Origin of the sequence: Nocardia sp. NPDC059236 (assembly GCF_042754085.1) — a bacterium.
In the GTDB taxonomy this organism is placed as follows: Bacteria; Actinomycetota; Actinomycetes; order Mycobacteriales; family Mycobacteriaceae; genus Nocardia.
The window spans coordinates 37,990-51,722 of record NZ_JBHZAF010000034.1; the positions used below are offsets into that span (position 1 = coordinate 37,990).

Below are 13,733 nucleotides of genomic sequence, written 5' to 3' on the forward strand. Positions count from 1 at the left end.
GGCGATCGGGCGATGCCGGTGGGCTAGCCGAGGGCGGGAGCGAGCTCGATGCGTGAGAGCACCTCGTCGCCGAGCAGGCGCAGGGCGGCCCAGCCCTCCTCGATCGGCAGCCCGCCGATCAGGGGGTTGATCAGGATTTCGGTACGGCCGCCCGCGATCTGGTCCCGCAGCTCGCCGGGGGTGAGGATCTCCAGGTAACCGTGCGCCCGCAGCGCATCCACCGAATCCGGCACCGTCTCGTGCGGGCGCGGCACCCCGTCCCGCCGCCACGACGCGTACTCGCGGATCTCGGTCAGAATGTGCGGGCCGTAGCTGTGCCAGGCCGCGTCCGGATCGGTGTGGAGCAGGGTTAGTCTGCTGCCGGGTTCGGGCTTGTGGACGAAACCCGCTGTGCCGCAACGCGCCAGCTCCCGGTGATAGAGCTCCTCCACCTCCGGCATGGCCATCGGCAGCGACAGCGGCAGCCCGAACCGCGCCGCCCGGCGCGCGGCCGCCGCGCTCATCCCGGCGATGAGGAGTTGCGGATGGGGTGTGCTGCAGGGCTTGGGCGTGACGTCGAACGGTTGCCCATGGATCTGGATGGGTTCGTCCCGCCAGGCCGCGATCATGATCTCCAGGGCCTCGTCCATGAGCTTGCCCCGACGCGTGAAATCCCGGCCCAGCGCGGCGTATTCCTCGGGCCGGTAACCGATTCCGGCGACCACGGTCAGCCGCCCGCCGCACAGATTGTCCAGCACCGCCAGCTCCTCGGCCAGCCGCACCGGCTCGTAAAGCGGCACCAGCAGCGCGCCGATGCTGATCCGCATCCGCTCGGTCCGCGCCGCCACCGCGGCGGCCAGCAGCAGCGGCGCGGGCAGCCACCCGGTCCCCGAGCCGTGGTGCTCTTCGCAATTGACGACCGTGAACCCGACCCGATCGGCGTACTCCGCCATCTCCAGCGCGGTCCGGTACCGCTCGCGATGCCCGGCCGCCGGGTCGTTGACATTGGTCATATTGAGCCGGAGCGCGGCCACCACGTTCATTCAGCCAATATCGACGCCGAAACCGCTGTCCGGCAATACTCTTCGCCGCCCCAGCCAGGTACTCGGCGCGGGCCCGCGACCACCGCGAGAGGCTCGCCGTCTACCGGTGCTATCGGCAGGGGTACCGGAAGCGTCAGGGGGATGCGACAGGATGCGGAGTGTCGTCGAGGAGGCCGAGTTGTGCTGCGCGGACACCGATCTGGAAGCGGCTGCGCACCTCGAGGCGGATCATGAGGTCGGCGATGTGGCGGCGGTAGCTGCGCAGCGACATGCCCAGCCGGCGGGCAGCGGCCTCGTCGATCAGACCGAGGTTGAGGGTATAGAGCACGGCGCGGGCGGTGGGGGTGATCTCGACGCACGCGGTGTCGAGGTGCCCGGCCAGGCCGTGGCCGGACTGCCAGCTCAGCAGGGCGAACTGGTGCAGGGCGCGCAGCAGGGCTGGTTCGCGGACCAGGTAGGCGTAGGGGTGGTCGGCTCCCGCGCCGCTCCACAGCACCGCCACCGTGCGGTCGATGATCAGCACATTGTGAAAGTCGTTGTCGGTGACCCGGATCTGCGCGCCCTGCGAGGAATGCCGCAGCAGCGGCCGGCGGTCGCGCAGTTCCAGATAGTCGGGGGAGTAGAGCAGCCGCACCTGCTTGCCCGCGGCCAGCAGGTCGTCCACGACGACCTGCCCGAGCCGCAGGTGGTCACTGGAGTGGGTGGGATTGGAGACCGCCACCACCGCCTCTCGCCGGGCATGGCGGAGCAGGTGGTGGACGTCCTGATCCCAGTGCCCCTCCTGGCTGAACCGGACGATGCCGGTGGCCTGGGCGCCGGTCTGCTGTCGCTGCATCACTTCCCCGATCGTGACACGGGCACCGGTCGCTCCCGGTGGATCTGGCAGCTTCCTGCCAGCCGGGCGGATCCGGCCTCGCGGCTTCCTACCTTTCAGCCTATGCACATCAGTTTCAGCGATGAACAGAATCGGCTGCGCAAGCGGCTGCGCGAGTATTTCGCCGACCTCGTCACCCCGGAGGTCCGGGCGGCGCTGCGCTCGGGTCCCGGCGGCGAGCACGGCGACGGGACCGTCTACAAGGAGGTGGTGCGCCGGCTGGGCGCCGATGGCTGGCTGGCTCTGGGCTGGCCGGAAGAGCATGGCGGACAGGGCCGTCCGATGCTCGATCAGCTGATCTTCCTGGACGAGGCCGCCGCTGCGGGCGTGCCGGTGCCCTATCTCACGGTGAACACGGTCGGGCCGACCATCATGCGCTACGGCACCGCGGAGCAGCGGGCGTTCTTCCTGCCGAGGATCGCGCGCGGCGACGTGCACTTCTCCATCGGCTATTCCGAGCCGGATGCCGGGACGGATCTGGCCGCGCTGCGCACCCGCGCCGTGCGCGACGGGGACGAGTACGTCATCACCGGCGAGAAGATGTGGACCAGCCTCATCGAATACGCCGACTACGTGTGGCTGGCCGCGCGCACCGATCCGAGCGCCGGCAAGCACGCCGGGCTGTCGACCTTCATCGTTCCCACGGCGGCCCAGGGGTTTTCGTGGACCAAGGTGCACACCATGGCCGGGGTCGGCACCAGTGCCACCTACTATTCGGAGGTCCGGGTGCCCGCCGCCAATCTGGTGAGCGGGGAGAACCAGGGGTGGGCGCTGATCACCAATCAGCTCAATCACGAACGCGTGGCGCTGGCCTCGGCCGCGCCCCTGCAGGAATCGCTGCGGCAGGTGACCGAGTGGGCGCGCGCCACCGTCCTGCCCGACGGCTCCCGGGTCATGGACGCCGAATGGGTACGGCTGCACCTGGCCCGGGTGCACGCGCACGCCGAATATCTGAAGCTGCGCAACTGGCGGACCGCGTGGGCGGCCGATCGCGGTGCGCTCGGCCCGGCGGATGCCTCCGCCACCAAGGTCTTCGGGACCGAGTTCGCCATCGAGGGATATCGGCTGCTCATGGAGGTGCTCGGCGCCGAGGCGGTGATCCGCGCGGATTCCCCGGGCGCGCTGCTGCGCGGGCGCATCGAACGCTGCCACCGGTCCGCGCTCATCCTGACCTTCGGCGGCGGCGTCAACGAGGTGCAGCGCGACATCATCGCCAAGACTGCCCTCGGCCTGCCCGTCACCCGCTGAGAAGAGGAGTAGCACCATGGATTTCGAATACACCGACGCGCAGCGGGAACTGTCGGGACTGGCTCGTGAGCTGCTCGCCGACTGGGCCGGCCGCCATCCCCGGCCCGGCGACACCGGATTCGATCCGGACCTGTGGCGGGCCATGGCGGGCGCGGGCCTGCTGGACGCGGCGCTGCCCGAGCGCGTGAACGGCGGCGGCTACGGACTGCTGGAACAGTGTGGCGTACTGACCGAGATCGGCCGGACCGTCGCTCCCGCACCGTATTCCACGAGTATCGCGGTGGTCGCGGCCACATTGGCCGAGTTCGGTGACGACGCGCAGGTGCAGCGCTGGGTGCGGCCGCTGCTGCGCGGCGAGACCACTGTGGCGTCGGCGCTCGCGCGTGACTTCGTCACGTTCGAGGTCGAGCGCGGCGGGAACGGCTGGCGCATCCGGGGTTCGCAGTCGGTCGTTGCGGACGCGGCCTTCGCGGACGGATTTCTCGTCGAAGCCCGGTGCGGCGCGAATTCGATGCTGCTCCTGCTGGATCGGGGCGCTGACGGCGTCACCGTGACCGGGCAGCACGTGGTGAACGGGACGGACGCGGCGGTGCTGGAACTGCGTGGTGTGCACGTCCCGGATCAGGATGTGATCTCCGCTCCCGAGGCCGCCGCCTGGGCCCGGCGCCGCGCGGCGGTGGCCGCATGCGCGCTGCAACTCGGCATCCTCGAACGCGCCCTGGAGATGACCTGTGAATATGCCCGCACCAGAAAGCAATTCGATAAACCCATCGGCTCGTTCCAGGCTGTGCGCCAGCGCCTGGCCGACGCCCATATCGATGTCGAAGCCGTTCGCCTGACCCTCTGGCAGGCCGCCTGGCGCGAATCCCACGGGCTCCCAGCGGAATCCGAGATTGACGTGGCGAAATTCTGGGCGGCCGAGGCCGGTCACCGCGTCGCCCACACCGCCGTCCACATCCACGCCAGCACCGGGATCTACCTGGACTATCCGATGCAGCGCTACTTCACCGCGGCCAAACGCGCCGAGTTCGAGGCGGGCGGCGCCACCGCGCACCTGCGCACACTGGGTGCGCGCCTGGATGCGGATCTGTCCTGAGAGATTCGGGGAAGGGGGCCGGAGGCGCCGCCGGCCGGTGCCGGCGGCGGCTATCCGATCTGCATGAGCCGGATGCGCACCCCTCGTGCGCACGCGGACACGACCTCATCGCGCGCGAGTACCCCGGGTGTTGCAGACCCGGGGAACCCGCGTGTCTGCACGCTCCCACGGGCCGATAAAAACCGAATAAACGTTCTCTATCCGGTGGCCGGTCCCGGTGCGAACAGCGTCGCCAGTGTCGGTGCGGGCAGCCCGGCGCGGCGGAAGATCTCGGCCGCGTCGGCGTGCTCGCGGGCGGCGGCCTCGTGATCGCCGCGGGCCGTGCGGGCGGTGGCGCGGAGGGACAGCGCCCGCGCCCGGTCGAGGGGGTCGGCCGCCTTGCTCAGCAGTCGCAGGGCCTGGGTGGACTCGCTTTCCGCGGCGGCGTCGTTCCCGGCGCGCAGGTGGATCTGGGCCAGCCGGGTGCGCGCCCAGCCCTCCCACAGGCGCACGCCATTGTGATGGGTCATGCGCACCGCGTCCTCGGCCAGTGCCAGCGCGAGCGCGTGCTCGCCGAGCATCGAACGGGTGGCGGCCAATTCGTGGGTGGCCCAGCCCAGCGCGACCGCGTTCGACGACTCCTGGGCCAGCGCGATGGCCCGCTCGGCCACTGCCACCGCTTCCGCGTACTGGCCGGATTCGCACAGCGTGCGGGTGGCCAGGGCCAGGATCCACGCCTCCAGCGACCGATCGTCGAGTGCGCGGGTCCAGGCGATGGCATTGGCGTAGTGCCGATGCGAGTCCTTGGTATTGCCGGTGCGCCGATCCGCCACCCCGAGCAGGATCTCGGCCAGCACCTGCAACCGGCGCTCGGCGTCGTCGGCGGGCTGCGAAATCGGTTGCAGGAACTCCAGACTCGCCTCCACCTCGCCCAGCCCGATCTGCATCATGGCGCCCAGCGCCACCCGCAGCCGTCGCGCGCTGGCGTGGTCGCCGTCGCGGATCGCGGTGTCCAGCAGGGCCTTCAGGCCGTCGGCGAGCTCGCGGGCGCGGCTGCCGGTGTCCATGAGCTCCGACATCACCCAGGCCAGATCGGCCGCCAGCGCCACCGCCCGCCCGCCGAGCCGGGCCGCCTGGCGGTGCAGTGCGATGATCACCGGCCGTTCGACATCGTTCCAGGACTGGCCTTCCGCCCCGCCGGCGAAGGTGTGGCCCGGCACGGTGGTGGGCACCAGCAGCAGCGTGGTGTTGCTGTAATCCAGTGCGCCGAGCAGGTTCTTGGTGCTGGCCAGGTAGTAGTCCAGCAGCCGGACCACGATCTCCGATTCCCGTTCGCCGAGATCGCGGTTCGCGGCGGTCCCGGCCAGCCGGGCCGCGAACAGCCGCAGCAGGTCGTGGAAGCGGTAGCGGCCGGGCGCGGGCGTCTCCAGCAGGCTCAGATCCACCAGCGATTCGCACACCAGCTCGGCCCGCGCCACCGGCACGCCCAGCAGCGCCGCGGCCCCGTCGACCGGGAAGTCCGGCACATCGGCGCGGGCCAGCATGCGAAACGCCCTGGCCTGCTCGGTGTTCAGCTGCCCGTAGCCGAGGCGGAAGGCTGCCTCCAGGGTGAGGTCGCCGGTCTGCAGCACCTCGAGGCGCTGGCTCTCATCGGCCAGCCGCTCGGCCAGCGAGGCGATGGTCCACTGCGGCCGCACCGCCAGCCGCGCGCCGACGATGCGCACCGCCAGCGGCAGGCAGGCGCACTGCTCGATCACCGCGTAGGCCGCATCCCGTTCGGCCGCAACGCGTTCGGCGCCCAGGATGCGGGTCAGCAGCGTCATGGCCTCCGCGCGCTCCAGCACGTCGAGGCGGGTGCGCCGCACCGCGGGCAGTTCGGTGAGCGCGGAGCGGCTGGTGATCAGCACCGCGGTACCCGGCGTGCCGGGCAGCAGCTGCGCCACCTGGGCGCTGTCGCGGGCATTGTCGAGCACCACCAGAATCCGCTTGTCGCTCAACAGTGTTCGCAGGTGCGCGGCGCGATCGTCCACAGCGGGCGGGATATCGCCCTCGGCGACCCCGAGCCCGCGCAAGAATCCGCCCAGCGCGTCCCCGGGCGGGATCGGTTCGGGGTCGACGCCGCGCAGGTTCACATACAGCTGCCCGTCGGGGAACCGGTCACGCACCTGATGGGCGATGTGCAGGGCGAGGGTGGTCTTGCCGACCCCGCCCATGCCGCCGACCGCCGAGATGGCCACCGCCGGTCCGTCGCCGGTGAGCTGGGCCGCGATCTCCTCCGCGACCCGGGACCGACCGGTGAAATCGGCGATGTCGGGCGGCAATTGGGCCGGGGTGACCACCGCGCGGGCGGGCCGCAGCACGGGCGGCAGCTCGGCGCGCAGGATCCGCGCGTGCACGTCACTGAGTTCCGGTCCGGGCTCCACGCCGACGCCGTCGACCAGGGCGCGGCGGGCGCGCCCGTATTCCTCGAGCGCCTCGGCCTGGCGGCCGGAGTGGTACAGCCCGGTCATGAGCAGTGCGCGGAAGCGTTCCCGCAGCGGATGCTCCTCGATGAGCGGCCCGAGTTCGGCGACCGCTTCGGCGCTGCGGCCGGTTTCGATATCGAGGGCGAGGCGGTCCTCGAGGATCGAGAGCCGCCACTGTTCGAGCCGGGCCCGCTGCCGCTCGGCATAGGGCCCAGGCAGTCCGCCCAGCGCGGCGCCCTGCCAGCGGACCAGCGCCGACTCCAGGGTGTCGCGGGCGCCGCCCGGATCCTCGTAGCGCAGCCGCTCGGCCGCGGCGACCTCGTCCTCGACGTCGTGAATATCGGTGCGCCCGGGCGGGAGTCGCAGGGCGTAGCCGTCGCCGATGGAGATCAGCAGGGTGGAGGGTCCGCGATTGACGCGGTCGGGTTCCAGCTCGCGCCGCAGCTTGGCCACGTGGGTGCGCAGCGCGGGCACGGCGCGCAGCACCGGGTCCTCGCCCCAGATCCCCTCGACGAGCTCGGCGGCGGTGACCGCCTTGCCCTCGCGCAGGAGCAGTGCCGCCAGCACGGCGCGCCGCTGTGGCGGACCCAGATCCAAGGGCGTGTCCCCACGCCATGCGCGGACCTCGCCCAGTACGGCAAATCTCAGCAAACCGGCCTCCCCGTTCGGGAGTCTAGAGGGGTCGAGACAGCGACGATTCGCCGACTATCCTGCACCGATTCACGCCTTCCCTCGGGGAATGGGTCCGTGGTCCGGACCGTCACCCATCCTGCGCGTCGCATCGGCCATTGGTGGGTCATTGGCCGCTTCCAAGCAGCGAGTCCGACTCTGATCGCGGGCGCCGCACCGAGACGGCCGCCCCCGATCGTCTTGGAGGCACCCCATGCGGCTGAAGTCCGCCACCGTCATCGCCGTGTGCGCCGTGGCCCTGGGGCTGGCCGCCTGCGAGGCGCAGCACGGGTCCACGGGTCCGGGCGGCGTCGGCACGCCGGCCTCGACCGTGGAACCCGCTGCCGACCAGCAGCGCGGGCACGGGCGCTTCGTCGCCACCACCGAGCACCTGACCAGCAGCGGCAAGGGCAGTGTCGGCTTCGACATCGACGTGCCGCAGGTACGGGTCGAGGGCACGGGCGTGAACTGGTCCGCCGGACGGGAATTCAACGACGCCATGGTGCAGGGGCTGTGGACCTACGTCGACCAGCACCAGGATCCCGCGGTGATCACCGACCCGAACAAGTCGAGCACGGTCGAGCGCATCGGGACGCACGTGCTCAGCGGGGTGCTGTACCTGCGCGTCGACTTTCACGGCGCGCACCCGGAGGACCGTCTGTTCTCGCATGTCACGAATATCGATACCGCGCAGGAGGTCACGCTCGCGAGCCTGTTCACCAACGAGCAGCAGGGGTTGAATGTGCTGGCGGCGCAGACGAAGACGCAGCTGACCCGCACCCGGGTCGCCGATGTCGTCCGGTTCGACGACGTCAAGGCGGCCGCCACCACCTTCCAGGTCTGGACCGTCACCCAGGCGGGACTGCACGTGTACTTCCCGCAGGGGCAGATCGGGCCCGAGGCGGCCGGCGTCGTCGACGTCACCGTCCCGTGGTCGGATCTGAACGGCGTGCTGAAGCCGGGCATGCTCGCGGTGCTGTCGAGCTAGCGCCGGTCCCGGCCGGCCGCCACGCCGATCGAAACCGGACGGCCGGTCGTGCCTGCCACGTAACCTGTGGACGTGGCAATCGGTGACACGTCGCGCGGCGCGGCGCGGCCCGGAATCGCGCTGGCCACCGTCACCGCGGTCCTGTTCGTGACCTTCCTCGACACCACCGTGGTCTCCGTCGCGCTGGCCGACATCCGGTCGGAGCTCAGCACCGATGTCGTGCTGCTGCAGTGGGTGGTCAATGCGTACACCCTGGTCTTCGCGAGCCTCATGCTGGCGGCGGGATCCCTCGGCGACCGGTGGGGACGCAAGCGGGTCATGGTCGCCGGGTTGGCGATCTTCTGTGCGGGATCGGTGATTTCGGCGCTGGCGGCGAGCGTGCCGATGCTCATCGCCGGTCGCGCGGTCATGGGACTGGGCGCGGCCGCGTCCGAGCCGGGCACCCTGTCGGTGCTGCGGCAGGTCTTCCCCGATCCCCGCGCCCGCGCCAAGGCGCTCGGGGTGTGGGCGGCGGTGTCCGGTCTCGCCCTGGCCGCCGGGCCGGTGCTCGGCGGCGTACTGGTCGGGGCGTACGGCTGGCGATCGATCTTCTGGTTCAACCTGATCCTCGGCGTGGTGGTGCTGGCCGCCGCGCTGCGGTACGTGCCCGAGAGCGCGGATCCGCAACCGGGGCAGCTGGATTGGCTCGGCTCGCTGCTCGGCGCGATCTTCCTCGGTGCGGTGATCTATGCCGCGATCAGCGGGGAGAACCGCGGATACGGCGTGCGCTCGGTGGTCGTGCTGTTCGTGCTGGGCGGGCTCGCGTTCCTCGCGTTCGTCGCCGTCGAGAACCGGGTTCGCAACCCCATCTTCGACTTTCGCTATCTGCGGCTCCCGCCGGTGCGCAGCGCACTGTTCGTCGCCTTCGCGGTCTACTTCGGGGTCTTCTCGATCTTCTTCTTCACCGCGCTGTATCTGCAGGTGATGATTCACTACTCGGCCGGGCGGACCGCGGCGGTGTTCACGCCGATGGCCGTGGCGATCATGCTCGGAGCGTTGGCCGCCGGATTCTGGGTCGCTCGTACCGGCGCGCGCACGCCGATGATCGCCGGCTGTGTCGTGGGTGCGGCGGGCATTCTGCTGACCCGGCACGCGCTGGACGGCACGGTGGAGTTCGCGCCGCTGGCCGCCACCCTGGCCATCGCCGGTCTCGGGTTCGGCGTCGCCGTGGTGCCGCTCACCGCGGCGGTGCTGACCGGTGTGCCCGCCGAGCATTCGGGCATGGCGGCCGCGGCCACCAACACCATGCGCCAGGTCGGGGCGGCGGTGGGCGTCGCGGTCCTCGGCTCGCTGGTCAACGGCTTCCTCACCGCGGACCTGCGGATCCGCCTCACCGAGCTGGGCCTGCCCGCCGTCCTGCAACCCATCGCCATCGACGCGGTCGAACGCGGCCGCATCCCACCGGGCCTCGACCTGGCCACGGCCATCAAATACGCACCGCACGTCCACGAGGTCCTGCAGACGGCGACCGTGGCCTTCCGGCACGGACTCGATGTGGCGCTGGTGGTTTCGGCGCTGGCGATCCTGACGGCCGGGGCCTTCACCGCGCTCACCGGGCACGACGCCGACTCCGTGCGCTGGTGGCGCGAACTGCCCCCGGCCCTGGGGGCTTTCGTCATGGCGACCGGAATCCTTTCCGTCGGAACGCATCTCACGGGATACGAGACGGTCTCGCGGCTGCTGCTGGCGCTCGCGGGCATCATCTGGCTGGTGCTGGCCGCCGATTTCGTTTCCCGGCAGCTCTGGGATCACGACCGCTGGGTATCCGAGGCCGACACCCCGGCCGCCCTGACCGCGGTGGCCGCAACGACCGTACTGGGGACCCGGCTGTGCCTGCTCGGCTGGCAGGCCGTGTCCATCGCCCTGCTCGTGGTCGCGACGGTGGTGTGGCCGGTGCTGCTGGTCATGGTGATCCGGCACTGGAACCGGCGGATGCCAGGCGCGGTCTTCCTGGTCTGCGTGTCGACCGAGGGTCTGTCGGTGCTGGCGGCCACCCTGGCGCAGGACGGCGCCGGCGACTGGCTCGCCACGGCGGCACTGGTGTGCTTCGTGCTCGGATTGCTGTTGTATCCGGTGGCATTCGCGCATTTCGACATCGCGGAGATCTGGCGGGGTGCGGGGGACCAGTGGGTCATGACCGGTGCCCTCGCGATCTCGGCCCTGGCCGCCTCGAAACTCAGCGCCTGGCAGCGGTGGACGGGAACCCCGCACACGGTGCTCGGGGCAGTGACGCTGGCGCTGCTCGTCGTGAGCCTCGGCTTCTACGCGATTCTGGTCGGGGCCGAGGTGATTCGCTTCCGCCCCGGATACAACGTGCGGCGATGGGCGACGGTGTTCCCGCTCGGTATGACGTCGGTCGCGGCGCTCTCGACCGGCGCCGGGCTGTCGCTGTCCTGGGCGCGGACCCTCGGCCGTGTGCTGCTCGTGGTGGCGATCGTCGTCTGGCTGCTCGTCGTGGCGGAACTCGCCGCGACCCGCCGACCCGGCGGTACCGAGCCCACTCGGCTCACCGGGGCGTCGGATCCCTGAGTGACGGTGTGCCGGATGGTGATCGGGAAAACCGATTGCGCCCGAGCCGATCCGCCCGGCACGATCGTCGGCATGTTCGCACAGTCCATCGCCGCATTCCCCGCAGTCGCGGGCGCGATGGCTGCTGCCCTGGTGGTCTTCGCCTTCGACGGCGCACGACGCTGACCTTCTCCGGGACGTCCCGGGACCTCAGACGGGGAAGGTCGGCTCGCTGCTGAGGTCCCCTCGAAACCTTGACTCCCGGTTGGAGAACCAATCATGGCCAAGCAGGCCTATGTCCGCACCAAGCCGCACCTCAACATCGGCACCATGGGGCATGTCGACCACGGCAAGACCACACTGACCGCCGCCATCACCAAGGTGCTGGCCGAGCGCGGCGGCACCGCCTTCGTCCCGTTCGACCGCATCGACCGGGCGCCGGAGGAGATCGAGCGCGGCATCACCATCAATATCGCGCACGTCGAATACGAGACGGCCACACGGCATTACGCGCACGTGGACATGCCGGGGCATGCCGACTTCGTGAAGAACATGATCACCGGCGCGGCCCAGCTGGACGGGGCCATCCTGGTGGTGTCGGCGGACGACGGCGTCATGCCGCAGACCGCCGAGCACGTGCTGCTGGCCCGGCAGGTGGGTGTCGAGCACATCGTGGTCGCGCTCAACAAGGCCGACATCGCCGACGGCGAGCTGCTGGAGCTGATCGAGCTCGAGGTGCGAGAGCTGTTGTCCGCCAACGGTTACGACGGCGACGGCGCTCCTGTCGTGCCGGTGTCGGGGCTGCGGGCGCTGCAGGGTGACGAGCACTGGTCGGTGCAGCTGCTGCGCCTGCTCGACGCTGTCGACGACTATGTGCCGATGCCGGTGCGCTACCTCGACGCGCCGTTCCTCATGCCGGTGGAGAACGTGCTCACCATCACCGGTCGCGGCACCGTCGTGACCGGTGCGGTGGAGCGCGGGCGCATACAGGTGGGCGACCGCGTCGCGGTGCTCGGCTTCGGCGGCACGATCGAGTCGGTGGTCACCAGCCTCGAAACCTTCGGCCGGACCATGGAATCGGCCGAGGCGGGCGACAATGTGGCGCTGCTGCTGCGCGGCGTGCAACGCGGTCAGGTGGCGCGCGGCCAGGTGGTCGCGGCGGTCGGCAGCATCGCGGTGCACACCGGGTTCACCGCGCGGGTGCGGCTGCTGACGGCGTCCCAGGGTGGTCGGCGCACGCCGATCGTCACCGGATACCGGCCGCAGTTCTTCGTCCGCACCGGTGACGTCTCCGGTCAGGTGGCGGTGCCGGAGGGCCGCGCGATGCCGGGCGAGACCGTCGAGGTGGCGGTCACACTCGACCGCGCGATCCCGCTGGAGCCTGGGCTCGGCTTCGCGGTCCGTGAGGGCAACCTGACGGTCGCCGCGGGGACGGTCCTCACCGTCGACGGCTAGCGGCGAACGAATCCCGGCCACCGAGGGTGGCCGGGATTCTCTCATCCCACGTGCGAATCGTCCTCGACGATGGGGTCCATGGAACGTGGGCACTATGGGGACGACCATCGGGCATTCGCCGAACTGGCACGAGGTTTCGTGCGCAAGGAGGTCGCGCCGCACTATCTGGAGTGGGAAGAGGCGGGGATCGTGCCGCGCTCGATCTTCGCGCGGGCAGGAGAGCTGGGGCTGCTCGGATTCGCGGTACCGCAGACCTACGGCGGGCTGGGGGCGGCGGACTTCCGCTTCAATCAGATCCTCATCGAGGAATTCATGGCGGGCGACGGCGGGGGAGTCGGGCTGAATTTCGCGCTGCACAATGACATCTGCACGCCGTATCTGGTGGAACTGACCACCGAGGAGCAGCGGCAGCGGTGGCTGCCGGGATTCGTGGCGGGGACGCTGATCGCCGCGATCGGCATGACCGAGCCGGGCGCGGGGTCGGATGTCGCCGGAATCCGGACGGCCGCAGTGGATATGGGCGATCACTTCCTGGTGAACGGCGCGAAGACGTTCATTACCAATGGGATCAATGCCGATCTGGTGATCACGGCGGTCCGGACCTCCGCCGAGCGGCACAAGGGCGTGACCCTGATGGTACTGGAACGCGGGATGGCGGGCTTCGAACGGGGGCGCAACCTCGACAAACTCGGCTTGCACTCGCAGGACACGGCCGAGTTGAGCTTCACCGACGTTCGCGTGCCCAAAGAGAATGTGCTGGGTGAGGTGGGGCGCGGCTTCGAATACCTGATGCGCAACCTGGCTCAGGAGCGCGTGCAGATCTCGGTGGCCTGTCTGGCGCGGGCGCGGGTGGCGCTGCGCACGACCATCGAATATGTCGGCGGCCGTGAGGCTTTCGGGCAGCCGATCGGGGGGTTTCAGAACACCAAGTTCACCCTCGCCGATGTTGCCACCGAGGTCTCGGTCGCCGAGGCGTTCATCGACAAGTGCGTGCTCGAGCTGAACGCCGGTCGGCTCACGCCGGCCGATGCGGCCAAGGCCAAACTGTGGGCTTCGGAGATGGAATTCCGGTGTATCGATCGGTGTCAGCAGTTGTTCGGCGGGTATGGGTACATGCGCGAGTATCCGATTGCGCGGGCGGCGGCTGATGCGCGTATTACTCGCGTGTATGGCGGAACCTCCGAGATTATGCGCGAGATAATCGGCCGTGACCTGAATTTGACCGACCGGTCTCGGGGTGGGAATTAACGAATTATATTGCGATACTGGACAATTCGGATTCCTTGAATGATCTTCGAGCGGTAGAATGGGGGTATGGATTGGGGTGGGCAAATCATCGATGACATCACCGCGGTGGACGCGGTCGGTGTGGTGGGTGACGCGCTCGATG

Annotated in this window: 10 protein-coding genes; 7 read left to right on the forward strand and 3 right to left on the reverse strand. The window is 70.1% G+C overall.

Features of this window, described 5'->3' with window-relative positions; translation table 11 throughout:
* Positions 1–23: 23 nt before the first annotated feature.
* Complete coding sequence (locus ACFXIV_RS44960; protein WP_379403573.1) at positions 24–1,022, reverse strand: LLM class flavin-dependent oxidoreductase; 999 nt, start codon at positions 1,020–1,022, stop codon at positions 24–26.
* A gap of 133 nt (positions 1,023–1,155) precedes the next feature.
* Positions 1,156–1,860: a hypothetical protein gene (locus ACFXIV_RS44965; protein WP_379403572.1), complete on the reverse strand. Its 705-nt coding sequence runs from the start codon at positions 1,858–1,860 to the stop codon at positions 1,156–1,158.
* A gap of 99 nt (positions 1,861–1,959) precedes the next feature.
* On the opposite strand from ACFXIV_RS44965, the gene ACFXIV_RS44970 reads away from it, so the two are divergent.
* Entirely contained in the window at positions 1,960–3,144 is a 1,185-nt protein-coding gene (locus ACFXIV_RS44970) for an acyl-CoA dehydrogenase family protein (protein ID WP_379403571.1), read from the forward strand.
* A 16-nt stretch (positions 3,145–3,160) separates the two neighbouring features.
* Entirely contained in the window at positions 3,161–4,240 is a 1,080-nt protein-coding gene (locus tag ACFXIV_RS44975; protein ID WP_379403570.1) for an acyl-CoA dehydrogenase family protein, read from the forward strand.
* 197 nt (positions 4,241–4,437) lie between these two features.
* Here ACFXIV_RS44975 and ACFXIV_RS44980 read toward each other — a convergent pair whose 3' ends face one another.
* Entirely contained in the window at positions 4,438–7,335 is a 2,898-nt protein-coding gene (locus ACFXIV_RS44980; protein ID WP_379403569.1) for a BTAD domain-containing putative transcriptional regulator, read from the reverse strand.
* Between the two features lie 232 nt (positions 7,336–7,567).
* Between ACFXIV_RS44980 and ACFXIV_RS44985 the strand changes: the two genes are divergently transcribed.
* From ACFXIV_RS44985 to ACFXIV_RS45005, 5 genes are all read left to right on the forward strand, one after another.
* Positions 7,568–8,341 carry an RsiV family protein gene (locus tag ACFXIV_RS44985; protein ID WP_379403568.1) on the forward strand — a complete coding sequence of 258 codons (774 nt, stop codon included), beginning with the start codon at positions 7,568–7,570 and terminating at the stop codon, positions 8,339–8,341.
* Between the two features lie 72 nt (positions 8,342–8,413).
* Positions 8,414–10,909, forward strand: a complete 2,496-nt coding sequence (locus ACFXIV_RS44990) for an MFS transporter (protein WP_379403567.1) — start codon at positions 8,414–8,416, stop codon at positions 10,907–10,909.
* A 15-nt stretch (positions 10,910–10,924) separates the two neighbouring features.
* Complete coding sequence (locus ACFXIV_RS44995) at positions 10,925–11,074, forward strand: hypothetical protein (RefSeq protein ID WP_379403566.1); 150 nt, start codon at positions 10,925–10,927, stop codon at positions 11,072–11,074.
* A 93-nt stretch (positions 11,075–11,167) separates the two neighbouring features.
* A complete protein-coding gene (gene tuf, locus ACFXIV_RS45000; protein ID WP_379403565.1) occupies positions 11,168–12,343 on the forward strand; it encodes an elongation factor Tu in 1,176 nt (391 codons plus the stop codon).
* A gap of 78 nt (positions 12,344–12,421) precedes the next feature.
* Positions 12,422–13,591: an acyl-CoA dehydrogenase family protein gene (locus ACFXIV_RS45005; protein ID WP_379403564.1), complete on the forward strand. Its 1,170-nt coding sequence runs from the start codon at positions 12,422–12,424 to the stop codon at positions 13,589–13,591.
* The last annotated feature ends 142 nt before the right edge of the window (positions 13,592–13,733 follow it).